The sequence below is a fragment of the Psychromonas ingrahamii 37 genome, assembly GCF_000015285.1.
GTDB lineage: Bacteria > Pseudomonadota > Gammaproteobacteria > Enterobacterales > Psychromonadaceae > Psychromonas > Psychromonas ingrahamii.
The window spans coordinates 2,062,322-2,086,008 of the sequence record NC_008709.1; the positions used below are offsets into that span (position 1 = coordinate 2,062,322).

Annotated in this window: 25 protein-coding genes and 2 pseudogenes; 19 read left to right on the forward strand and 8 right to left on the reverse strand. The window is 38.3% G+C overall.

Features of this window, described 5'->3' with window-relative positions:
• Window positions 1-436: 436 nt before the first annotated feature.
• Window positions 437-1,339, reverse strand: a complete 903-nt coding sequence (locus PING_RS08850) for a LysR family transcriptional regulator (protein ID WP_011770040.1) — start codon at window positions 1,337-1,339, stop codon at window positions 437-439.
• Window positions 1,340-1,518: 179 nt separating this feature from the next.
• Here PING_RS08850 and PING_RS08855 point away from each other — a divergent pair, with 179 nt between their 5' ends.
• From PING_RS08855 to PING_RS21365, 4 genes and pseudogenes are all read left to right on the forward strand, one after another.
• Window positions 1,519-2,343 carry a (Fe-S)-binding protein gene (locus PING_RS08855; RefSeq protein ID WP_011770041.1) on the forward strand — a complete coding sequence of 275 codons (825 nt, stop codon included), beginning with the start codon at window positions 1,519-1,521 and terminating at the stop codon, window positions 2,341-2,343.
• Complete coding sequence (locus PING_RS08860; RefSeq protein WP_011770042.1) at window positions 2,333-3,772, forward strand: lactate utilization protein B; 1,440 nt, start codon at window positions 2,333-2,335, stop codon at window positions 3,770-3,772. Before PING_RS08855 ends, PING_RS08860 begins: the two co-directional genes overlap by 11 nt.
• 3 nt (window positions 3,773-3,775) lie before the next feature.
• Window positions 3,776-4,459, forward strand: coding sequence for a LutC/YkgG family protein (locus PING_RS08865; RefSeq protein WP_011770043.1), 684 nt, complete (start codon window positions 3,776-3,778; stop codon window positions 4,457-4,459).
• 1,050 nt (window positions 4,460-5,509) lie between these two features.
• Window positions 5,510-6,564 (forward strand): annotated as a pseudogene (locus tag PING_RS21365) (transposase).
• Window positions 6,565-7,200: 636 nt separating this feature from the next.
• On the opposite strand, the gene PING_RS08875 reads toward PING_RS21365, so the two are convergent.
• Window positions 7,201-7,911 carry a lipoate--protein ligase family protein gene (locus tag PING_RS08875; protein WP_011770044.1) on the reverse strand — a complete coding sequence of 237 codons (711 nt, stop codon included), beginning with the start codon at window positions 7,909-7,911 and terminating at the stop codon, window positions 7,201-7,203.
• A gap of 204 nt (window positions 7,912-8,115) precedes the next feature.
• On the opposite strand from PING_RS08875, the gene PING_RS20565 reads away from it, so the two are divergent.
• The 4 genes from PING_RS20565 to PING_RS08885 all read left to right on the forward strand — a co-directional run bounded on the left by PING_RS20565 (window position 8,116) and on the right by PING_RS08885 (window position 10,201).
• Window positions 8,116-8,337 (forward strand): hypothetical protein, encoded by a 222-nt coding sequence (locus tag PING_RS20565; protein ID WP_049752960.1) that lies wholly within the window; start codon window positions 8,116-8,118, stop codon window positions 8,335-8,337.
• 18 nt (window positions 8,338-8,355) lie between these two features.
• A complete protein-coding gene (locus PING_RS20570; protein WP_049752961.1) occupies window positions 8,356-8,655 on the forward strand; it encodes a hypothetical protein in 300 nt (99 codons plus the stop codon).
• Window positions 8,656-8,742: 87 nt separating this feature from the next.
• Complete coding sequence (locus PING_RS19460; protein WP_049752962.1) at window positions 8,743-9,201, forward strand: hypothetical protein; 459 nt, start codon at window positions 8,743-8,745, stop codon at window positions 9,199-9,201.
• A 289-nt stretch (window positions 9,202-9,490) separates the two neighbouring features.
• The gene (locus tag PING_RS08885; RefSeq protein WP_011770045.1) at window positions 9,491-10,201 is read left to right on the forward strand and encodes a hypothetical protein; all 711 of its coding nucleotides are present in this window, start codon (window positions 9,491-9,493) and stop codon (window positions 10,199-10,201) included.
• A 170-nt stretch (window positions 10,202-10,371) separates the two neighbouring features.
• Here the strand turns inward: PING_RS08885 and PING_RS21835 are convergent.
• Window positions 10,372-10,523: pseudogene (locus PING_RS21835) on the reverse strand (IS4 family transposase); the annotation flags it as partial.
• A 136-nt stretch (window positions 10,524-10,659) separates the two neighbouring features.
• Between PING_RS21835 and PING_RS08895 the strand changes: the two are divergent.
• The 4 genes from PING_RS08895 to PING_RS08910 all read left to right on the forward strand — a co-directional run bounded on the left by PING_RS08895 (window position 10,660) and on the right by PING_RS08910 (window position 14,462).
• Window positions 10,660-11,097, forward strand: a complete 438-nt coding sequence (locus PING_RS08895; protein ID WP_011770046.1) for a DUF3010 family protein — start codon at window positions 10,660-10,662, stop codon at window positions 11,095-11,097.
• A 422-nt stretch (window positions 11,098-11,519) separates the two neighbouring features.
• Window positions 11,520-12,470, forward strand: coding sequence for a sensor domain-containing diguanylate cyclase (locus PING_RS08900; protein WP_011770047.1), 951 nt, complete (start codon window positions 11,520-11,522; stop codon window positions 12,468-12,470).
• 186 nt (window positions 12,471-12,656) lie between these two features.
• Window positions 12,657-13,382: a hypothetical protein gene (locus tag PING_RS08905; protein WP_198134761.1), complete on the forward strand. Its 726-nt coding sequence runs from the start codon at window positions 12,657-12,659 to the stop codon at window positions 13,380-13,382.
• Between the two features lie 447 nt (window positions 13,383-13,829).
• The gene (locus PING_RS08910) at window positions 13,830-14,462 is read left to right on the forward strand and encodes an alpha-ketoglutarate-dependent dioxygenase AlkB family protein (protein WP_011770049.1); all 633 of its coding nucleotides are present in this window, start codon (window positions 13,830-13,832) and stop codon (window positions 14,460-14,462) included.
• Window positions 14,463-14,754: 292 nt separating this feature from the next.
• On the opposite strand, the gene PING_RS08915 is transcribed toward PING_RS08910, so the two are convergent.
• Entirely contained in the window at window positions 14,755-15,654 is a 900-nt protein-coding gene (locus PING_RS08915; protein WP_011770050.1) for an ROK family protein, read from the reverse strand.
• Window positions 15,655-15,744: 90 nt separating this feature from the next.
• On the opposite strand from PING_RS08915, the gene PING_RS08920 reads away from it, so the two are divergent.
• On the forward strand, window positions 15,745-15,957 hold the full coding sequence (locus tag PING_RS08920) for a hypothetical protein (RefSeq protein ID WP_041766272.1): 213 nt from the start codon (window positions 15,745-15,747) through the stop codon (window positions 15,955-15,957).
• Between the two features lie 483 nt (window positions 15,958-16,440).
• Window positions 16,441-17,466 (forward strand): SGNH/GDSL hydrolase family protein, encoded by a 1,026-nt coding sequence (locus PING_RS08925; RefSeq protein ID WP_011770051.1) that lies wholly within the window; start codon window positions 16,441-16,443, stop codon window positions 17,464-17,466.
• A 565-nt stretch (window positions 17,467-18,031) separates the two neighbouring features.
• Here PING_RS08925 and PING_RS08935 read toward each other — a convergent pair.
• The 3 genes from PING_RS08935 to PING_RS21370 form a co-directional block, all read right to left on the reverse strand.
• Window positions 18,032-18,457: a VOC family protein gene (locus PING_RS08935; protein ID WP_011770052.1), complete on the reverse strand. Its 426-nt coding sequence runs from the start codon at window positions 18,455-18,457 to the stop codon at window positions 18,032-18,034.
• Window positions 18,458-18,630: 173 nt separating this feature from the next.
• Complete coding sequence (locus PING_RS08940) at window positions 18,631-19,428, reverse strand: sulfite exporter TauE/SafE family protein (RefSeq protein ID WP_011770053.1); 798 nt, start codon at window positions 19,426-19,428, stop codon at window positions 18,631-18,633.
• Window positions 19,429-19,668: 240 nt separating this feature from the next.
• Window positions 19,669-19,887: a DUF2798 domain-containing protein gene (locus PING_RS21370; protein ID WP_011770054.1), complete on the reverse strand. Its 219-nt coding sequence runs from the start codon at window positions 19,885-19,887 to the stop codon at window positions 19,669-19,671.
• Between the two features lie 152 nt (window positions 19,888-20,039).
• Here PING_RS21370 and PING_RS08945 point away from each other — a divergent pair, with 152 nt between their 5' ends.
• The 5 genes from PING_RS08945 to PING_RS08960 all read left to right on the forward strand — a co-directional run bounded on the left by PING_RS08945 (window position 20,040) and on the right by PING_RS08960 (window position 22,639).
• On the forward strand, window positions 20,040-20,669 hold the full coding sequence (locus PING_RS08945; RefSeq protein ID WP_041766278.1) for a class I SAM-dependent methyltransferase: 630 nt from the start codon (window positions 20,040-20,042) through the stop codon (window positions 20,667-20,669).
• A 311-nt stretch (window positions 20,670-20,980) separates the two neighbouring features.
• Entirely contained in the window at window positions 20,981-21,160 is a 180-nt protein-coding gene (locus PING_RS21680) for a GNAT family N-acetyltransferase (RefSeq protein ID WP_332248878.1), read from the forward strand.
• Between the two features lie 104 nt (window positions 21,161-21,264).
• On the forward strand, window positions 21,265-21,570 hold the full coding sequence (locus PING_RS21685; protein ID WP_332248884.1) for a GNAT family N-acetyltransferase: 306 nt from the start codon (window positions 21,265-21,267) through the stop codon (window positions 21,568-21,570).
• Window positions 21,571-21,592: 22 nt separating this feature from the next.
• Window positions 21,593-22,171 (forward strand): cupin domain-containing protein, encoded by a 579-nt coding sequence (locus PING_RS08955; RefSeq protein WP_011770056.1) that lies wholly within the window; start codon window positions 21,593-21,595, stop codon window positions 22,169-22,171.
• 153 nt (window positions 22,172-22,324) lie between these two features.
• Complete coding sequence (locus PING_RS08960) at window positions 22,325-22,639, forward strand: DUF4144 domain-containing protein (RefSeq protein WP_011770057.1); 315 nt, start codon at window positions 22,325-22,327, stop codon at window positions 22,637-22,639.
• 272 nt (window positions 22,640-22,911) lie between these two features.
• On the opposite strand, the gene PING_RS08965 is transcribed toward PING_RS08960, so the two are convergent.
• On the reverse strand, window positions 22,912-23,445 hold the full coding sequence (locus tag PING_RS08965) for a phosphatase PAP2 family protein (protein ID WP_011770058.1): 534 nt from the start codon (window positions 23,443-23,445) through the stop codon (window positions 22,912-22,914).
• Window positions 23,446-23,687: the final 242 nt, after the last annotated feature.

The following is a 23,687-nucleotide window of genomic DNA, read 5'->3' on the forward strand; positions in this document are numbered from 1 at the left end:
ACACTTCAGCCCTTAGATGCGGGTTAATCGGTTCATGTTCTTCATCCGTCCAATACTCAGTTTAGAGAAGCCTTTTGGCGTAATGAATTAGCCTCACTTCCCGTTGTCAGCGAGTTACATCACCTTATCAGCATACGATAAGTCACTGCCGCTCAAATTCAACTATCTGCACAACCAAATAGTGCCATAAATACTTTAGCTCCTGCCGCATTATTCATGTATTTCAGGTAGACTCGTGGTTTATTAAAGCATTCCATGCTAGTGCTGAACTATGGGCACAAAAAACTGCGTATCTAATAAACTAATTTGCTGTGAACGAGGTTTAGGCATGACAATCACCAGACTAGCTAACAATAAATTAAGTCTAATTTATTGTTGTAAATATAACCAATTTATTATGGGTGGTTCGATTAGGGAATAGCTTTTTGCATAACGATTAAAAATACTCTGCTTTGTTTTGGTAACCTTGCTTGATATGTTCTATTAATAAACGAATTTTTGTTGGTAAATGTCGGGTGTAAGAATATACGGCATAAACGCCTAAAGAGCGGGGTTTATAATCTGTCAAAAGTGCAATTAATTTTCCATTTTGTAAATCTTCATACACACCGCAGCGTGGGACGTAAGCTATGCCGTATCCTGCAAGCGCTGCTTTTCTCAGTGCTTGGGCATTATTTGTGGCAAAGTTACCTGAAATACGAATACTTTGCTCTTGTCCATTTTGCTCAAATCGCCAATCATGTGAACCTTTTGCTTGGCCGGTATAAGCGAGGCAGTTGTGGGTTAATAAGGCGTCAATTTTTTTTGGCATACCGTGTTGCTCAATATAGTCGGGTGAACAACACACTATCCAATGGGAAACAATGAGTGGTTTCGCAATTAAGGTAGAGTTTTCCAAGTTTCCTGTTCGAATAGCAAGATCTAAGCCTTCTGTGACCAAGTCTGCAAATTCATTTTCAAGGCGTATATTCACACTGATATCTGGGTGCTGCTGACAAAATTCAGCCACTATTTCGGCTAATAATAATTCACCGGAGATAGTTGGGACACTAAGCTTGATTTCTCCTGAAATTTTGTCACTAAAATTGCTTACCGCACCTATCGCTTCATTTACTTGTTGATTAATGTTTTTTGCATGTTTATAAAGCGTTTCTCCCGCTTCACTTAAGCTCAGCTTACGTGTGGTACGATACAAAAGCTGCACCGACAGCTCTTTTTCTAACTTAGATATTTTTTTACTTAATGCGGGTGTCGATATACCGGCGATGCTTGCCGCCTTATTAAAAGATCCGGCTTCAACCACTAAGACAAATAGAAATAATTCATTCACATCCACCATATTTTCACCCCTGAATTGACCATCTAAACCTGATTACGACGTTTTGTGAAACAATCAATTAATAAACGACTTATATATTAACAATAACATAAGCGGTATGGTTAGTTAACTTAGAAGAAAACTGTGTGGTTATTCTTCTTATACTTAAAAAAGTCATCTTCGTTGATAAGGGCGGGTAAATGTCTCAAAAAATTAGTAATGCTGGTAGAACTCCATCGAATACAATTGAATGCCTAAATATTTCTGAAAAGAAAGTCGGTTTATTTGTGACTTGCTTGGTTAATACTATGCGTCCTTCAATAGGCTTCGCCTCAATAACACTACTTGAACAGGCGGGATGTACGGTTGAGGTGCCAGAGTTGCAGTCGTGTTGTGGACAGCCAGCATTCAACTCGGGTGATGATGAAGGCACCCGTCAGATTGCTTATCAAACGATTAAACAATTTGAAAACTTTGATTACGTTGTTCTACCGTCTGGCTCATGTGCAGCAATGATCAAAAAGAACTTTATTGAAGTTTTTAAAGATCAGCCTGAATGGCTTGCTAGGGCAAAGCATTTAGCTGATATAACCCATGAGCTGCTTTCTTTTTTAGTCGATGTTTGTCAGTTCGAACCCAATGGTATTGAGCTTGATGGCTCTTACACTTATCACGATAGTTGCTCAGGGTATCGGGCTCTTCATGTCTATGAACAACCAAGAAAAATGTTATCCACAGTAAAAGGCTTGGAGCATAAACCACTGAATAATCATTCTGAATGCTGTGGTTTTGGCGGCACATTTTGTGTGAAATACTCGGATATTTCTAATGAAATTGTTGGTGAAAAAGTCGAAAATGTTTTAGCCACTGAAGCTGATTATTTACTCGGTGGTGATATGGGCTGCCTAATGAATATAGCGGGTAAGCTCAACCGAGAAGGCCACAAAGAAATAACCGCATTGCATACCGCTGAGGTGTTGGCGGGTTTAGCGCCACAAATTTTAGGAGGCAAAGATGCGAGTTAATAAACCTGAAGATTTTTACAAGAACGTTAGCGAGGCGTTAGCACAGCCAGATTTGAAAATGATTATTCGGCGCACTACAGATAAAGCTGAAACAAAGCGCGCTGAAGCGGTTGCTAACTTTCCAGAGTTTGAGAATGCACGAACACAGGGACAAAAAGTCAAAGATCATACGATTAAGTATATGGATCATTATTTGGCTGAGTTTGAGAAAAACGCTTTGGCCCAAGGCACTATTGTTCACTGGGCGAGTACTGGTGAAGAAGCGTCGAAGATTGTGTTAGATATTTGTCGTCAGCACAAGGCTAAAAAAGTCACCCGCAGTAAGTCTATGCTAGGTGAAGAAATTGGCTTAACCCATGCTTTTGATAATTCAGAAATGGAGCGGATTGAAACGGATCTGGCCGAGCATATTATTCAGCTTGCCGGTGATCCCCCTTCTCACATTGTTTGGCCCGCGATGCACCGCAGCAGAGAAGATGTGGTGAAACTCTTTCGGGAATTTCACGCAGATCCAACCTATTCAGAAGAGATTACTGATCTGGTGAGAAGTGCCCGTCGCGACCTTCGTAATAAATTTTTAACGTCGGATATTGGCATTAGTGGCTCTAACTTCTTGCTGGCTGATAGTGGATCTTCTTGTACTGTAACCAATGAAGGTAACGCTGAGCTGACGATAACACCGCCTAAAGTCCATATAGTTACTGCAGGAATTGAAAAGTTAGTGCCTTCAATGGCTCATGCTGTGCCGTTGCTGCGCTTGTTAACCCGATCTGCTACCGGAGCAGAAATAACACAATACAACACCTTCCATAATGGGCCTAAAAGACCTAATGACGCAGATGGGCCAGAAGAGTGCCATATTGTTTTGGTGGATAATGGCCGTACTAAAATGCTCGCCGAGGGCATGGAGGCAATGTTGCGTTGTATCCGCTGCGGCGCTTGTATGAACCATTGTGTGGTTTATAAGCATATTGGTGGTCATGCTTATGGCTCAGTATACCCTGGACCAATGGGCTCTGTTTTGACTCCCCATTTAGACAGCCTTGAAGTGGCAAACAAGCAAACCCATGCCTGTACGATGAATGGTCGCTGTGAAGAAGTGTGTCCGGTTAATATACCACTGCCGACCTTATTGCGCTCGCTACGTGCACAGTCTTGGGATAAAAAATATGAGCCGTTAACAAACCGTTTTGTGGTGCAATCTTTCGCCATAATGGCTAAAAGGCCGAAGTTATTCCAATTACTTTCTTCTTCTGGGGTTATCTTCATGAAAGTGTTTAGCCGTAAAGGATGGATTAAATACATGCCATTTACATCGGGCTGGACGCGTAACCGTGATTTAATTGAGCCAGAGTCAACGACATTTATGCATCAGTATAAAAAAATAAAGAATGAAAAAATGAAAAAAGCCAAAAAGGGTGGAGCGTAACGAATGAATAAACACATAAGTGAACTCAGTAGAGCCAAAATATTTAGTGCGATTAAAGCGGCTAAACCAAACGTCACCATGGATGTAAATACCATTAGGCAAGAGGCGCTTGAAATTCTAAAAGAAAGTGAATTCGCCCGTCCCAAACTTTTGTCTGAGGATGCAACGCAGGCCTTAGTACTTCGAATTGAAGCGGGGTTGGTTATCGGCACTACCTGTGAAACGCTTTCAATACTTGATGAATTACCTCATTCAGTGAAGCAATTTTTTGACAAACACTCACTACCTCAAGAAATTAAAATACAAAATATTGATAAATTAGCAAAACTAAATTGGCAAGGTATCGCAACGGATAGTGATATTTTAGAAGATAACACCGTTGGCTTATGCTGGGCTGAGTACGGTGTTGCTGAAACTGGGTCGTTTGTTGTGCATTCAAGTCCCAAAATGCCCATTTTACTCAATTTTTTACCCTTGTATCTTATTGCTGTTATTCCAAAATCGAAAATACTGCACTATATGGATGACTATGCCCTTATCGCCAATGAGATTGCTAAAAAGGGTGAGACTCCGCGCAATATGTGTTTAATATCAGGTGTTAGTGGCACAACTGATATAGAAGGTGTGTTAGTTCAAGGGGCTCATGGGCCTGAAATTTTGCATATTATTATTGTTGAAGATCAGTAAAAAAGAAACCTTACATACCTTTCCTGTGTGATTAACAACCTAATTGTGAATAATTGGGTTGTTAATACCTAAAACCCTCATTATTTATTAAGCACGTAACATTCTACGTCCAATACCCCCTCATTAATCTATATTGATTTTATTCCATTTTAAATCAAGATATTATTTTTGATTTATGTATTCATTACCACTTAATATAAATCTAATAACTTTTTTAATTACAAAAACTAAGTACAAACACGTAGATAAAATACGTGTATTCGCTGATTACGCCCAAGCCACTATTTTACTATCTTAGTTGAGACAACAAGCAAGATGACATTTTGAAACACTAAGTCATCACACTCTCAACAAAAAGGTAAAATAATGAGAACTATAATTAAATCCAGTTTTATGTTGGCAGCACTGATATCTGTACCCTCTTTTGCAGGTTATAGCATCGATATTAAAAGCCATTAAGGTCACCCATTAGTAAGTTCTGGTCAAGCTGGTATGTAAGTTTCCTTGGTTTTTTTTAACCAAGTATTAAATCGTACATGAACCGCTAATTTGTTGCTTATTAATACACACCTAAAAATCACAATGTTGGTGTCAATATGCACCAGTCACCCATCTGCCTTTTTATTATTGGGAAAGTAAGAGCCGTAGCCATGCAATTTTGTATGGCTACGGCTCTTGGCTTTATAAGCCTCAGTAATTATTTAGTGCCAACGTTAATCCAGTTCTTTGCAGAATTTTCTGCAACTCAACAGATCTATGGCTCGGTTTTATTCAAACCGTCCAACCCGTTATGGCTTTAACCTTGGGCATATCTTTTTACAACAAATAAGATGGTATCGTTCAAGGCTCAATCAGGTCTGATGGTTATACCAACCCTCGGTGTAACTCATGAACGATGCCAAATTCTTAACAAAATGCTTTTTCTACTTCAAACGGTACTTTGTCACGAATTAACAAGACGAATTAACAAGACACCCATTATAAGATCGCCTATTTTTTGAACTGTTCTAAAATTATAAGGTGTTTCATTTTGATTCAGGTCGGTGAGCTATGCCACAGTCTCGAAAAAGCCAAGTCAGTTTAATTGATACGCCTTATTATCATTGTGTTTCCCGCTGCGTTCGCCGCTCATTCCTTTGCGGTATGGATAAATATTCAGGAAAAAGTTACGATCACCGTCGAGGATGGGTAGAAGACCGCTTGCTGTTTTTATCTACGGTCTTTGCAATTGATATATGCGCCTATGCTGTGATGAGCAACCATACTCATGTGGTGTTGCATGTAGATAAAATCGAAGCTGATAGTTGGGATACCGATCAGGTATTAATGCACTATCATAAATTGCACAAGGGCACACTGTTAACCCAGAAGTATCTGAAGGGTGATAAGCTAAGCTCAGGCGAACTGATTAGCTTTAATGAAACAGTTAAGCGCTATCGGCAACGCTTGTACGACATTAGTTGGTTTATGCGCAATCTGAACGAGTACATTGCCCGAGAAGCCAATAAAGAAGATGGTGCACTGGCCGATTTTATTCGCTGCCATCCATGGCGCTCACCCTGTGGGCCAGCTAAAGCTGTTCCAATATTTTCCCTAAATATTGGTGGGAGAGGCGGTTTAAGTCTCAAGCTTTGTTAGATGAAAGTGCAGTGTTAGCCTGCATGGCGTATGTGGACTTAAATCCAATTCGGGCGAAAATGGAGAAAACACCTGAAACGTCAAAATACATCAGCATAAAGAAACGCACCCAGGCAGTAAAACACAAACAGCAACAACCTAAATATTTGATGCCTTTTGTAGGTGAACCCAGACAAGACATGCCTAAAGGCATTGCCTATTCATTAAAAGATTACTGTGAGCTCGTCGATATCACAGGACGCTGTATTCGAGAAGATAAAACAGGGTCTATCGATATCAGCTACAGTCCCATTTTAGAACGCTTAGGCTTAGATTCACAGCAGTGGTTAACCTTAACCACTGAGTTTGAAAAACACTTTTATTATGCCGTGGGCGCAGAGCCGAGGATGAATACTTTTAAACGCCATACCCACCATCAACGTATGAGAGGGATGGGCAAGGCGAAGGTTTTACTTAAACAAGCTTGAGAATCTCCCTTAGATAGAGAAATTAAAAGAACAACACACCACCTAGATAATCTGTGGGATCTTACGTTGCCCAAAATCTGTCGCAATGACCATTTTGTATTTTAGTTACTGACTCACAGACCTAATTAAGGGGTGACTTACGCTTCCCCCTTCATTAACTATACTCTCCAATAAGGTGGTGTTATTCTGAGTATTAAGTAATTAACATGGGTGTCTTGTTAAATTGTGTTTTGAACTTCCTGAAGGAATCAATAAATATCAACAGGTGGCATTTATGTCGGCCTATCTATATCTTAGGAAAAATAAATGAGCACTCTATTTGTAGATAGCGTTAGTGCGGCCATTGAAATTAAAGATTAGCTGAAGATTCTTCCGAAGGATATAAAGCTCACCAGATTATGAGCTCAGCTCTTTTATTTTGCATTATCTTGTTTTTTACTCGGAGCTACAATACGACTTACTGATGAATAATGTATTTTAAAATAGCCGTCAAACTCTTTCATTATGTAACTACCTGATTGATAAGATTTGATGATAGTCTCATTCGAGTCTTTGATTGTGCAAAATGAAAGGTGACCCTCATGACTCTCACAGCTAAAAAGAAGCATATAAATAACAATTAGTTTATTTACAACTTTATTCTGAATATAAAGCACTATCAACAAAAGCTTGAGTTAACTGCTGATACAGCTGATCGATAGTAGGTCGCTCGGTAATATGTTCAAAAAGTGCAGTATGCACCTGCGCTTGTACCCGCTCCGTTTTATCAGATAGTTGATAACATAAGTTAACCGGTTTTATAATCTCATCTAATAACACGTCAATAAGAATAAAAGCTTGTGCTAACACTATCTTGCCACCGCCTTTTTTTAATATCACCCGCTGCGCTGTACCCACTATTTTTTTACCGTTAATATTAATATTGTAATCACCATCACAGTAAGAGAACTTTGTCGCATGTGCTTTGCTAACCAAGTTAAATTGATAAAAAAAACCATGTAACACTGTACATAGATTTTCGTAGGCTTGGGGAATTGAATACGGTGTATCTTTTGACCAAAGATAAAGGTGAGATAAATTTATAATACCTGGACATTGCGGCACTGGAGCTCCACCCGTTTTACGTGAATGTAACAGCCATTCATCCGCTAGCAAACCCGCTTTAAGTGCGTCTGATTCTGGCCATTTCTTACCTGCAGGTAATATCAAGGTAGCTTCTTTAGCTTGCCAAAGCATTAAACACTGCTTGAGCTCACCAGTTTGGATTTGATCAATAAGCGCTGTTTCTTTTTCAAAGACCTTAGCGACAGAGGTTTGTTGGTAACGCAGTAGTTTATTGCGGCTCATATTAACTTCTTATACGGGTATCATGTTGAGTGTCAGTATTTTACCGCTAAATCATAATAATTCACCAAGTTAATTTAACAAGGAAGTTAGTAAGTGTATAGGTAAAATAATAAAAATAAATAACTGGACACCCATCTAATTGACTAAAAAATAATCTGCTTCTATATTTGTTCAGGCACTGTTTTGAATGATTAGGAGCTCATTATGACGCAATCTCGTGCAACACAGGTTTCCCTGGTTGATACACCTTATTATCATTGTATTTCTCGTTGTGTACGCCGTGCTTTTTTCTGTGGCAAGGATAAATTCAGCGGACAAAGCTTTGAGCATCGCAGACAATGGATGGTCGAACGCCTTCAGTTCTTAACCTCTATTTTTACTATAGATACCTGCGCTTATGCCATTATGTCTAATCCCCGTAGTTAAAATAAAAGGCATCTGGTTTTGCATGTTAATGAATTAGAAAACAGTGGGTTAACCAATGAAGAAGTTTGTCTGCGTTGGAACTATCTTTATTCAATGCCAACATTGGTTAGCCGATGGCAAGCGGGGGCAGAGTTATCCGAAGGGGAGTTATTGATGGTCAAAACGGTTGTCAGTAGATGGCGAGAAAGATTAATGGATATCTCTTGGTTGATGCGCAGTATTAATGAATTTATCGCCCGTAAAGCGAACAAAGAAGATAACTACGCCAGTCGGTTATATTCGCTGCCATCCATGGCGCTCACCCTTCGGGCCAGTTAAAGCTGTTCCGATATTTTCCCTAAATATTGGTGGGAGGGGCGCTTTAAATCGCAGGCACTATTAGATGAAAATGAGTTAATTACCTGCATGGCCTACGTAGATTTAAACCCGATACGTGCCAAGATGGCTTCTAGGATAGAGTGCTCAGAGTACACTTCTGTCCATGAATGCATTCACGGCAAGGCAAGTCAAAAAATAACAGCGGCATCCGAAGGTGATCCCATTAAACCTTTGTATGGTTTTGTGGGCGACAACCCTCAGGATGCATCCCAAGGCATTCCTTTTTCGCTGATTGATTATCTTGAATTGTTGGATTGGACTAGCAGAGTATTGCGGAATGATAAGCGGGGTATGGTACTGGTTACTCAGCCTCAATCACTTGATACATTAGAGATTGATGATAACAGTTGGTGTGAATTAGCGTGTAGTTTTGGCAAAAATTATCAGGGTGCGGTGGGGTCGTTAGAAGAATTAGCCTCTTACGCTGAACATACTGGTAAATGTTGGATTGCCAAGAAAAATGTACTGCATCGATCTTTGCATTAATTCTCTGATTTAAACATATATTGATGGCAGCCTATATACCTCAGCTAGTTGAGGTACCTCAATACGCGTTACGCGTTAAATTCAGTCAATCTAACCATTTAACCTATTTTTCAATGAGATTTTACTGACTACCTTAATAAATCACCTAAATACGGGTGATTAGAGCTGATATTTAGAAGCCTTTGCATTAAATTCTAGCCATTGAAATTAATGGATGTCCGCAATTTATATTTCAAGTTTAGCCAACTTTTTTTGCCGCTTAATGCGGCGTTAAATGTTCAGGGATGATATGGCATTCTTTTCAGAGTTATTAAAAACAGAACATATACTATTCGTTTGGGTTATTGTTGCATTTATTGCATTTTCTGGATTTTTAGTATCTATTAAAGGTTTTTTTGAGTTTATTGCTTGGGTTAAGAAGGTTAGACTAGAGAGATCTAGTGATTTAGATTTAGCCAAGCGCTCTACATTTAAATCAATTATAGCTCTTGCGCTCTTAGGGGCAGCCTGGTCTTCAGGTTCGACTTTATATCGATCATACCTTGATGGTAAAAAAATTCTTTTTGTAAAATTTAATAAGAATCTGATCGTCAATAAAAAAACAGGGATTATCCATTTAAAGAATGTAAGTGCAGGCGTGCTTCCAAGTAGTAAGTGGGCAGGTAACAAGTTAGATCTTGTTAAACACAGACCCTATTCGGAAAGCTCGAGAAGAATTTATGAACAAATTGCTATTGAAGCTCTCAAGCAAAAAAATGATACTGTTGCTATAGAAGCTTATATATTAGCAATTCAAGTAAGTCCATTGAGTTATCATCTATATGATAATTTAATTAGAATTTATGGTCGACAAAAAGAATACTCGAAAATAAATTTATTATTTAATGATGCCTTAGAGAATTTATCTAAATTAAATTTAGGTAAACGCCAAAAGAAAAATGCAAATAAAGAATTTTTAATGCGATTAAAAAGAACAGAGCACAGAGCTCTACTCGCATAAGGTTTTGGGCATAGTATGTCTCTCAGAGACTGCACTCGGCTTCGAGCTGGGTGTGAGGAATCCTCCCTTTCGGGAGGATTTCAGCCCAAATTAACTATTCAGTTGAATGTGCCATTAGGGTTAGGTCTGAATGGCACTTAATTAAGGCAGTATCCTTTGGTATCAAAGGGTTACTTAACTTTTTTAGGATGGCCATTTTCATAATATCTTGCCTTGCTTCATTTCTTGGGATCATTAATAATTTGTAGGGTTTTGGTCGCCGTTTAACTGCTCTGGGTTCTATCTTTCCCGGTCGGTTACCTACAACTCGTTTTGCTATTAAATTAAATATTTCTTCGTCAAGAATCTTGCGTGCCATTAGTATCAGGTCTTTCATTTTACAAAAAGCGCATGTGCCATTCAGACCTGACCCCGGGAACCCATTAAGGCGTTAGGCTCTAAAAAAGGAAGTTATAGATATGCCCAAAGTATGTGGTATTGAACTCAAAGGATCAGAAGCTATTTTGGCTATTATTGATGCCGATGGAAACGGACAACAATATATCAATATTGAGCCCCGTAAGATTAAAATTGGAGATGATGAATCGACCAATGCGGTTTTATCTTTTTATGAATCCTTTAAGAGTTATGTAACCAATAATCATATAGAGGTAGTCGTTGTTAAAAAAAGAAAGAAAAATGGTTCTATGTCAGGAGGAGGTGTTTCTTTTAAACTTGAGGCGTTGATTCAGTTGAACGGGACAGCAGAAGTTGTTTTTGTTTCTGGACAAGGAATTGCGGCCTCACACAAGAAAGATAACTTTGAACTTCCTGAAGGAATCAATAAATATCAAGAGGCGGCATTTATGTCGGCCTGTCTATACCTTAGGAAAAATAAAGGAGCACTCTATTTATAGATAGCGTGAGTGCGGCCATTGAAATTAAAGATCAACTTAAGATTTTTTCGAAGGGTATAAAGCTCACCAGGTTATGAGGTCAGCTCTTTTATTTTGGATTATCTTGTTTTTACCCGTAGCTACAATACGACTTACTGATGAATAATGTATTTTAAAATAGCCGTCAAACTCTTTCATTATGTAACTACCTGATTGATAAGATTTGATGATAGTGTCATTCGGGTCTTTGACTGTGCAAAATGAAAGACCTGACCCGAATGGCACTGCTGTGACCCGAATGTCACTGCATATATTTTTACTTTTTTAATCTATTGTTTTAAAGGCTATGAAATTTCGTAAAAGAGTGTTTTTTCTGAAAATGGAGAAATTCTACAGCCTCGTTTAGGTAGAACATAATATAATCACATATTGAGGGAAAATAAATGAAGAAACCTGATATTCCTCAAGATGAAGGGGGGCGCCTCAAAGCACTTCGTTCGCTTGATGTATTAGATACCCCTTCAGAGGAACGTTTTGATCGTCTAACACGGTTAGCAAAACGTATGTTTGACGTGCCAATAGCACTCGTAAGTCTTGTCGATGAAAACCGACAGTGGTTCAAATCCTGCACAGGTATTAATGTTAGTGAAATACCACGTGATATTTCATTTTGCGGGCATGCGATTCTCGAAAATGAAATATTTATAATTCCTGACACGATAAAAGATGAACGTTTTTCGGATAACCCATTGGTGTTGAATGAGCCATATATTCGCTTTTACGCAGGATGCCCGCTACGTTATTTGGACGGTAGCACGTTGGGCACATTGTGCATTATCGACACACAACCCAGAGTTCTTGACGAAGAGGACCTTGATGCATTGAAGGATCTCGCGGAATTAGCAGAACACGAACTTATGGCTGTTCAGCTAGCAACTCAGGATGAGCTTACAAAGCTCTCCAACAGGAGAGGCTTTATTAAACTTGCACAACATGGACTGGATATATGCGCTCGTCATAATATCTCTGCCTCACTTGTGTTTTTTGATCTAAATAAATTCAAATCGATCAATGATACATTTGGACATGCTGAAGGTGATGCAGCATTACTCGCTTTTTCCGATCATATGAAAAATACTTTCAGAGATTCGGACATCATTGGTCGTTTAGGTGGTGACGAGTTCGCCGTGCTATTAACTGATACATCACTCGAACCTGCTGAAAAAACCATTTCACGGTTTCGGAGTTCCATAGAACATTACAATAAAGAATCTAATCTAGGCTATGAGATCTCATTTAGCGAGGGTATTGTAGAAATCGATCATGAAAAAAATATTTCTCTTGAATCATTATTGGGCCAGGCCGATTCTTTAATGTACGATAATAAACTTTAAACACCGAAGGAAACTTACATATCAGCTTGACCAGAACTTACTAATGGGTGACCCCTGGAAGATTTGGTGAGGTTAAATAGATAATGTTATGATTGTTTTTTATAAGATAGGTGTAACAGATTTTTGTGCGTAGTGATGCCTATAAAGCTGTTAGCAGAATAGTAGAGTTCGATAAAAATGAATGACATGAATATATATATGAGTATGGCTCTTAGTTTTCTTATCGGTGGTTTGCTTAGTTTTTTGATTAAGTATCTAAATCAAAAGGGTAAAAATAGCGCTTTTTTAGAAGAAATTAATAAGCTAGAAGCAGAGAAGCAGGCTGCAATACTAGAAAAAGAGACTTCAGTTGAGAAACTAAAATCTCAATTCAATCATGATTTAGAGGTGCAAAAAAAACAGTTCACGTTAGTAATTGAAAATAAAAAGTACAAATATGAAAGCAAGAAAAATGAGTACTATACATTCATGGCCTATTTGGATGTATTTAATAATGTTCAGATGAAAGCATTGCATGACGACTTTTGGCCAGTAATAACATCCTATTATCAAGCTGATGTGACGGGCCTTCAAAAGAAATCTGAAGAGAAAAGCATCGAGTTTAATAATAAATGTTTACTGGCGTTATCTAAGTTCAGAGAACAACAAGGAATATTATTCTCACAAGTTAATGGGCTAAAGCTATCTGCTAGTGAACAAGTTATGCAAGTAATATCCGAACTAATAGAAGAGATACAAGTTATAAATATTAATTTTCAGGACCTTCTCGAAGAATTAGATAGCCCTGACTTTCAATTTCAGCAAGTACTTTCCAATGACTTATTTTCTAAAGGGCAGAATGAACAAGAGAAAATAACGTTGTTGAGAGAAAATCTTCTAAGGGTTATGAAAGCTGACTTAGACAAACTTTGAAATTTAGCTAACAAGCTGTTTAAAAAGGATACAATACGGCTGGCTACTTAATTTTAGCCAACCAAATTTTCCCTGTTAACAGGAAATTAACATAAACGAATTACTGGACACCCCTCTAATTGACTAAGACATAATTGAGGACAGCCATGTTTTTGTAGCTCGTTACATAGGGGACGTTATATAGCTAGCCGTTACATAGCCACCCATAATTATTGCTAAAGTTGATGGTGCATCAACGGGCCAAGGGTGTAAAAGTTTAATGCAGTGCTATTCAGACTTGACCCCTATGAGATACTTATTATGTAGCATCATTTCTATAAATACCTCCTTTACCGTTGTTTGCTTTCCTTTGTATTATTATTTATTGTTGAAATATTACAGGCCTTTATAATCAGCAATAAACCATTATTGATGATAGGTATCTAATAAGTTTAAATAGGAAATAAAATGTACAATATGGACTTATTTGCAGCACTAGAAGACTCACCTATTAATATCATTAATTGTGATGGTGTGGTGGAATATCATGGACTGTTAATTCCCTTTGACCAAGCTAATCATTATTTCGGTGTATTACTTGAAACAATCCAATGGAAGCATGATCAAGCCAATATATTAGGTCAAATCATTGTTACTCAACGTAAAGTGGCTTGGCATGCTGACAAGCCTTTTCATTACACCTACTCTAATATGACAAAAGTCGCTTTACCGTGGACGCTTGAATTATTACAACTGAAACAAAAGGTTGAAGACGCAACCGGGCATCAATTTAATGCTTGTTTACTTAATTTGTATCATAGTGGCCAAGAGGGCATGGCTTGGCACAGTGATGCAGAAAAAGATCTACAAAAAAACGCAGCAATCGCTTCATTAAGCTTTGGTGCTGAACGTAAATTCTCTTTTAAACATAAAGTGAATCAAAAAACTATTTCAGTCTCATTGCAACACGGCAGCCTGCTGGTAATGGGAGGTGACACTCAACGTCATTGGTTACATCGATTACCACCCACTAAAAAAGTCACCACCCCCCGTATTAATTTAACCTTTAGAATGATTAACGAAACGAATCACCTATATTAAAACCACCTTAAAAAATAAAGCTATTAAAATAGTTGGACCCATCTAATTAACCAAACATTAATCCGCTTCTATATTTTCGTAATTATCCTTGATCATAAAAAAAAGGTTGGCTGCCCAACCTCTGACCATTAGCTTAAACAGCAGGGCGTGAAATTAGCGCAAAGTTTGTCGGGATATTATCCCAGCTAAAAAACCGCTTCAGTTTTATTTGGGCCCTTGCGCTAAAGAGGGGGCTTTTAAACACTAACTTATTGGAAAAAATAACCGGCGCTTACTTTTATCTGGTATCTTTTTATCCCTGCAGATGCAAAAAAGCAGCCCCCCGGACACCGGATGAATCACCGTAAACATTTTTAACAATTTCGGTAACTGTTTTTTTCGTAAAGGTATACTGATTTAATTTCTCATTAACCAGTGGATAAATTTCATCAATATTAGACATTCCACCCCCCAGTACTATCATTTCAGGATCAACAAAGTTGACTATATTTGCGCAAACTCGCGCCAATTGATCACAATACAAATCAAGATGCACGACTGCCTGTGTATTCCCTTGCTTGTATTGATGCATAATTTCTTTTGAATTTGCCTGGTGATATTGTGCCGAGAAAGTACGCGCAAAACCTGTTCCAGAAACGAATGTTTCAGTACAGTTTTTAGATCCGCAGTAGCAAAATACTTCCGGACCGTCTACTTCTGCTAAATAATTTGGTAGCGGACTATGTCCTAGTTCTCCGCCCAAATTATTCAAGCCAGTAACCAGTTTATTGTGAATAATTAGACCTGAACCACAACCCGTACCAAGAATAATTGCAACACATGAATTCTGTGCCTCTTTCGCTGCTCCATCTTTAAATTCAGAAAGTGCCAAACAGTCAGCATCATTAGCGATTGCAACAGGTACGTTACTCTTATTTTTGATGTCACCAATAAAATCTTGACCATTTAAAATGAGTAGGTTTGCCCCCTGCATTAGTCCAGCTTTATCCACCGAACCGCAACAACCTATACCAATAGATTCAATATTACCGTACTTTGCCACTTCATCAATGACTGATATTACCGACAACAAGAAACCCTTATAAGTCTTTGTATAAGTCACATTGCGATAAGTAACCAGTGTTTCGTATGTCACTGAATCAAGACCAACACCTTCAATTTTTGTTCCACCAATATCTAATCCCAGAATCATATTAACTACCTTAAATATTCAATTTATGAGGCTGTGAGTAATAACGGCTCACGCCACCATAATTAACTTAGCCAGATGTAAATGCAAATAATGATTCATATCAATAACACGAGCAGCTATTTAGATAATTACAGACTGTGTAAAGCGGTTGAGGTGGCGCTGCATCTGTTAAAAGGTGGTGCCTATTTACAGCGTATTAATCAGCTTAAAATGCAGGGGGTTAAGTTAGCGCAAAGTTTTGACTCGCTAAAGTTGATAGCGCATCTGTTATTAGTAAGCTTTCGCTTCTGGCTTTTGGTTTAAATTTATTTGTTGGATTTCCGCCCTTGACGGCGTGTTGGTTATAAAAATGGGGGCATGGTTTTTTATAAAATCAATCGATTATATTTGGTAACCTTTGGTGTCTTGCCTTTCAGCCCAGCCTTTCTGTAGTAAGTTGCCTGTTTCAGTTAACTAAAATGACGAATTAAGATAATAAGTGTTTCGCATCTCAATTATATGTAACGTGCTTAAAAAGTTATAAATTTATAGGGCTTTCTTTTTTCCCACTCTGATTTGATATGTACTTATTCCTATGTTCTGAATAAAAGGTTTGGTCTTTGATTGGTGCTGCCAGCGGCTTGGATGAAATGAAAGAAAAAGGCTCGAATCTAAGAGGAAAGATCTTTTATTCATCCTATACTCAGAATGACCTCTCATTCGTGAAAGAGTAGAGTTCACAGCAACTTTGGGACTTGCTCAGATACCCGAGAAAAACACTTTTACTGATAAATTTAGGAGATAATTATGATTTTAATAAAATACTTTAGAACTATTTGTATACTGTTTTTATTCTCTCTGAGTATACTCGTGACAGGGGAGTCAGTTGCCCGGCAAAAACCTTACGATAGTATTGTGGTGTTTGGTACTAGTCTAAGTGATACCGGTAATGCATTTATTCTATTATCTGACCCATCACGTTTTGGCTTCGATGAAAGTTGCGGTTTAGGTACACCGGTAAATGTCCCGCCTTATGATAAATTGGATGATTTATTAGTACCTGACGGATCCTATGCCAAAGGTGGCCATCATGTCAGCAATGGTGGAACCTGGATAGAAGAAATGGCACGCAGTAAAGGGCTGGCCGGATCCGTGCGCCCGACATTGAGAAATGATGGACTGAAAGCCCGCAATTATGCGGTCGGAGGTGCAAGGGCATGGCCAAGAGAAGGTGATTTTCCCTGCCGCTTCAACTTATCAGATCAGCTTAATGCATATCTTGTGGACTTTGCAACAGCCTCGGCTGACACCTTGTTTGTTTTGGAATTCGGTGCTAATGATGTGAGGGATGCATTAGGTTCCCCAGTTCCTTTAGTTGTCATTGAGAGGGCAATTTTTGAGATTTATAACACTATCGAAGAGCTTTATTCTCGAGGTGCCCGCCAGTTTCTATTGATGAATGTACCTGATATTGGCCAGACGCCTGCTGTACAAATTTTGGATGGCAGTTTCCCGGACTTAGACCTGGCTGTCGCTGCAACCTATTTAACGAATGCATTTAATGTCGCTCTTCAGGATCTTCAGGAAAATCTGAATTCATTTCCCAATATTGATGTGCGTATTTTTGATGCGAATGCTCTGCTTAATAAAATTATTGCCAATCCTGATGACTACGGGATCGAAGTCACTGATGTTCCCTGCGTAACGCCAAATGTTCCCCCTTACAAATGCAAAAAACCTGATACCTATTTGTTCTGGGATGGCATACATCCGACTAAGGCCGTTCATAAAATCATGGCGCTTGAAGCTGCTGGAGTTCTTTACACGCCCTAACCATAAAGGTAAATGCTATAAAAAATAAAAGGTTGATCGCCGGCAAGAGGTCAACTTTTTTGTATTGATCTTTCCTCTTCCGGTTATGCAGTACAATTCCGCTCTGGTATGAATACCTTATAACTGTCCCTTAATCACTCACTCAAGGAGTTTATAATAAACACCTGACAACTTTCACTCATACACGTTATACAAAATCACCCAAGAGGCTGCTACTAAATTAGTGGCTTTTTTGTGTTTATTAATGATGTACCATTTTCTATGGTACTTGGATTTAAATAGTAAGTGCATAATGGTGACCAAGCTGATTTCATGGTTAGAAAAAAGGGTGGTATGGTTGTTTTTTTGCATGTTTTTTTTAAAATAACCCAAAAATGCTGTACACAGGTACGACAGATCCTGTCCCGCTGATAAACCGGAACTGTCGTTCAATGCGTTCCATGTCTCCTCTTGCTAGAGGAATTGATCAAGAAAAACTTACGGAAATGGCCTATCCGCATTGGTTTAGTGCTTTAGAAAAGAAAACCTTTGGCTGTCCCATCTTTTTCCATCTTTTCTTTTATACTTACTTTGCGAAAAGTTGGCTCATATCTTTAAATGCCTTGAACTCTAAAGCATTGCCGCAAGGATCTAAGAAAAACAATGTAGCTTGCTCACCCGCAAGCCCTTTAAATCTAATATAAGGCTCAATAACAAATTTTACATTATGTTTCTTGAGCCGCATTGCAAGTTCCTCCCACTGCTCCCAAGTAAGAACAATCCCAAAATGAGGAACTGGAACATCATGACCATCTACCGGGTTTGTTTCTTTTTCATCTTGATCAGTCGTTTTAGAGTGATGGTGAATAACTAACTGATGACCATAAAAATTGAAATCTACCCATTCATCACAAGAGCGGCCTTCTTCTAATTCTAAAACTTCGCGATAAAACTGGCGAGCTAAAGGGACATCGTATACTGGAATGGCTAAGTGAAACGGTTGTAAACTCATTGTTTTTTCCTTTTGATTAGATTTCGTTATCTTTAACTGTGGCAGATTCAATTTTGAAGTGCATATTTGCTCTTCTCAAGGGGGGCAGTTTTCAGAGATTATAATCAATTGTATACTGGTAACCTTTGGGCTTTCTCTGCTTATTCGACGAAGCTGCTAAAAAAAGTGCGCATTCAAGTGTTATTCATCATTGCAGCGGGCAGCCCATAGGTGTCATAGAAAAAATAGATGGTAATAAACAGGCTTGCAACAGTGACAAACATTCTGATGTGAGCCTGAGAGAGTGTTCTTGATAGCTTTGCCGCAAAGTACCCGCCCGACAGTGTACCCAGTAAGACAAAAAATCCTGAAGACCAATATATCGTTCCGTTGGCGATGAATATAACAATGGCGATAAGAGAAACAATCGAAGAAATTAACAGCTTGATCCCGTTCATAAGGTTAATGTCTTGATAACGTGCGAGCACTAAATAACTCAAAGAGACAATGCCGAGCCCGGCATTAAAAAATCCACCATAAATACAAATAATCAGTAACAACAGCACCAGTAGAATTGAACCAATTACATTGGCATGTTTGTGTTTACCACCAACTTTCACGAGCAGTTGGTTGAGTTTACCGCCAAAAATAAACAGCAGCGTTGCAAACAGTAAAAGCCATGGAATAGCTTCTGTGAAGACACTTTCAGGCGTATTGAGTAATAATAAAGCCCCTAGTAGGCCACCCATCACACTTGGAATAATGATTTTTTTTAGACTGTTTTTATCCGTCGCTATGTCTTTGCGAAATGCATAAGCACCACTTAGGTAGCCTGCGCAAGAGGCAAAGGTATTGGTTGCATTAGCAGCAATAGGCGGAACGCCCGCAAATAACAGGGCAGGAAAGGTGATAAAACTTCCTCCGCCAGCTATTGAGTTGAGAATGCCCCCAAGTAGACCGGCAAAAAATAGAATAAACGAATCTAATATCATGTTTTTATTACGTTAAATTGATTGTTTTAATAGCTTACAGGAGTTTTATTGAACAAGCTAGAAGGGTCATATAAGCAAAAGACAAAATATAAATGTTTCTACTTTTATTGTTAACCTGAAGCTGTTTAGCTGCTTGGGCTTTTTATGGGAATTTAAATCAATCGTTTTTTCGAGCTTCTAGCTATCCAGCCTCTACTGCCATTGGCTGTATGTAGATATTGTCGCTATTTATATCATTATTCACATTAGCTTTAGGGTTAATTTGTAAGCAGTAGGAGCAAATAGAAATGAAATGGTAGCAGCTGCCGGCCATGCTAGCCAAAAAGCATAGTGCCAGAGTGAGATAAAATGCTCGTGCATCCCTAAGTTTATGAGTGTTATCCAGCAAGTCATGAGAAGGGATAAAATAAATGACATTATAATCGAAAAAATAATCCGTTGTTTTATAATAATTTCCATTGTGTAGTAGGTAAATATAAAGTGTATGATTGATGAAAAAGTAACTATTTCTACAAAAATAAAACAAGAAAAAATCCATTATAAAACCGTTAAATAATTAACATGGATGTATTGGTAAATATTTAAATCCAAAACTAGAAAGGAGTATATCTTTGAGCTTTTATGAAAACAATATTCTTCCGCATATTCTAAATTGTGCTTGTTCTTCAGAGGGTATAATGAAGACGCGAGAAAAAATCGTTCCTTTAGCTTTTGGAAATGTTTTAGAGGTTGGTATGGGGTCTGCTGTCAATATGGATTTATATAATCCTGATCAGGTTACAAAGGTATGGGGACTTGAACCCTCTTCTGGAATGCAAAAGAAAGCGAAAAAAAACTTAGCTAAATCAACTGTTCAGGTTGAGTGGTTAAGTCTTCCTGGTGAGAAAATCCCCCTTGATGATAATTCAGTGGACTCAATTGTTTTAACTTATACTCTTTGTACTATTCCTGATTGGTATGCAGCTATGAAGCAAATGCACCGAGTATTAAAGCCTGAAGGTAAAATTCTATTCTGTGAGCATGGTCAAGCACCCGATGAATCAATTAAGAAGTGGCAAAATCGTTTAAATAAATTATGGGGTAAAGTTTTTGGTGGTTGTCATTTAAATAGGACAGTGATTGAAAATATACAAAGTAGCGGATTTTCTATAGATTGGTCTAATAGTAATTATATAAAAGGTATGCCTAAATTTGCATCTTATATCAGCTTTGGTGTCGCAACTAAAATGCAGAAAAAATAAGGATGTGTGTTGCATAGCCGATACCTATCTGGTTGTTGAATAAGCCGGCACCAAAAACAAGAAGACACCCATTATAAAACCGCCTATTTTTGCGCCCTAAAGCAGGGCAGTCATAAAATTTTTCAGCCTCAAGTTGCTGAACTTCTGGCAATGCCGTTCGGTTAAGTCGCTTTTAATAAAATTTGGACGATCTTGCCGATAGAGCCTAATCTGGTCAAAAATTTGGGATTTTTTATGGGATTTTAAAATCAATCGGTTATATATAATTTGTCGAATTAAACCCTTATAAGTTAATCAACATGGACGAGAAAATGTGGCTTAAGAAAATCGAATTACAATCAAAAACTGTTAAGCTTGTACCTTTACGAAAAGAGCATGCTGATGATTTAGTGAAAGCTGCGTCAGACGGTAAACTATGGGAGTTATGGTATACATCAATTCCTAACGCAGAATCAATTCATGAATATATATTGGATGCCCTCAAAGACTAGGATAAAGGAACAGCCTTAGCTTTTACTATTATCGAGAAAAACAGCAACAAAATCATTGGTTCTACCGGTTTTGTCATTCTGATCAGGTCAATCAAAGGGTTGAAATAGGTCACACCTGGTACGCAGAGAGTTACCAACGTTCATCTGTAAATACTGAATGTAAGCAGCTGCTTTTAAGCCATGCTTTTGAGACTCGAGGAGCGATCGCCGTGGAGTTTCGTACCCATTGGCATAATCATAAATCGAGGGCTGCGATATTACGTTTAGGTGCAAAACAAGACGGAGTACTGCGTAATCATCAAAAAATGGCTAATAATGTTTATAGGGACACCGTCGTATTTTCAATCATTAATACAGAATGGCCAGTGGTTAAAGTTAGCTTGAATCACAAATTGACAAAGTACCGCTAACAGCAGGTAGAAAGAGACCAACATGTCACAACATACTGAATATCCAGTTTCACATGTATTAATTACGCGCCAACATGCAGAAAAAGATGCTGAAATGATTGGACAAAAGAACAAACTTGAAGAAGCAAATAACAATGGTCGAAAGATTTTTGCGACTCGCATTATGCCTGATTTTGGAGAAGAGTTAATCACTGAATCGCTTTGGAAAGCACCCTCAGTGCTCCCTACTGGAAAGGGGGGATTGGAGTTAGCAACCTTTACTGAATACTCTGCTCAGGACCGTCACAAACATCAACGTGGAATAGAAATCTACACTGTTCTCAAAGGCATAATGCAGATTTACATCAATGATACCGGCCCCCATTTACTGCATGCAGGTGATGAGATCGTTATTCTTCCTGGGACTATCCACGAGGTTATTCAGCAAAAGCATAGCGATCGGGACAAAGAAGCCGCATTTGAATTAATCGTCAGGGTTCACTCTGTATATTGTCATGGGGCTGAAGACAAATATGCCCAGTTGAAATCCAATGGCCCATGGTTGGCATGGAGCGATCTTTCAAAAACTCAACGATTTTCAGCTTACAAAAAGCAAAAATAAGTAATCATAAGATTAGATTGTAAAAATACTTAGGAATTTTTTGATAGTAATTTAAGATCAATAGGTTATATTAGTAATCTGTGTAGCTTTTCCTTTATTAACCCACAATTTTCGCCTGTTATTAAGGTGATTATGTTTATCGAGGTAACTTTTATGATTTCATGGCCATGCATGTTAAAACTAACTGGAGATGATGAGCTTATTTATTTAGAGTCTGAGCGAGATTTTATGTCTGAATGTCGAGACCTACTTTTTTGTGATGACGACTATGTTATAGACTCTGCTGGTTATTGCTATTTAATAGAATCAACTTCAGAAAAACTGGCGTTAATCAAAACAGAGCAGATGTTGGCTGCGCACGAAGTGTCGAATTTAATACGCGCTCATGAATTTAAAAAGGCCACACTTTGCCTCACTAAAATTCATTTTTTAACTGTATTGGACGCTATTAAGTCGTTGTCTTATTGAAAATAAACATAAGATGTTCAACAGGACTAAAAAGGCAGGGTCCCTATAAACTTTGCCACTTTTATGGTTAGCCTCAAGTTTTTTAACTACTGGCAATGCCGATCGAGCCGCTTTTAATAAAATTTGAACGATTCTGCTGGGAGAGCCTAATCCAGTCAAAAGTTGGGCCTTTTTTTATGGGAGTTTAAAATTAATCTGTTATATTAGTAACTTTTAGGGGCCAGTCTTTGTTGGAAGGCTCAAAAGAGCCAACAGCCTGATTTTTTAAGGGTTTACCAGCGGCGGTTGATCATTAACCCATAATTTCCATTACTAACGGTGGGGGTAATAGTAAAACCTTCATAGGATTGAGTAAAAAGCCAGCTACTTAATGAACCTATAGCAGCCCCTGCGATAACATCTTCCATATAATGGTTATCAGATTCCACTCGACTATAACCGACATAAGTTGCAGCGATATAAGCCGGGATAGCATATTTCCAACCATACCTTTGCTGGATAAAAGTCGCACTTTGAAATGAGAGAGAAGTATGACCCGATGGAAATGATTTATTATCTTCACCGTTAGGACGTTTTTTATCGACCAGCTCTTTTAGACCAAAAGTAACTGCGGCATTAGTTGCAAAAGAGTAATAAAATTGTTCACGCCCCTCGCTATCATCCATATAAAAAGTGCTGCCATAACCGATGGCTGGCAACAGAGCTGTGATAATATCACCTGAAGTTTCTGTTGTACCTGCCGCTTGGGACAAGGGTGAAAAGAGAAGTAAACATAACAGCGTTTTTTTATTGTTAAAAACAGACATAATGCCTCTATTTAATAGTTAAATGAGATTAATGGTTAAAATAGGCACAAGCCAGCAAACCCAGAGCAAAAATAATACGATAAATAGCAAAGGAATTAAAGGTAAATTGATTTAAAAATGCAATGAACCATTTCCTTACAAAACAGGCCGATACAAAGACGACAAAAAAGCCTGTTAATAGTGGCCAGTTAAATAAACACCTCAAACGCTTCAAGACTGTCTGTCTGTGCTAATTTCAAGCA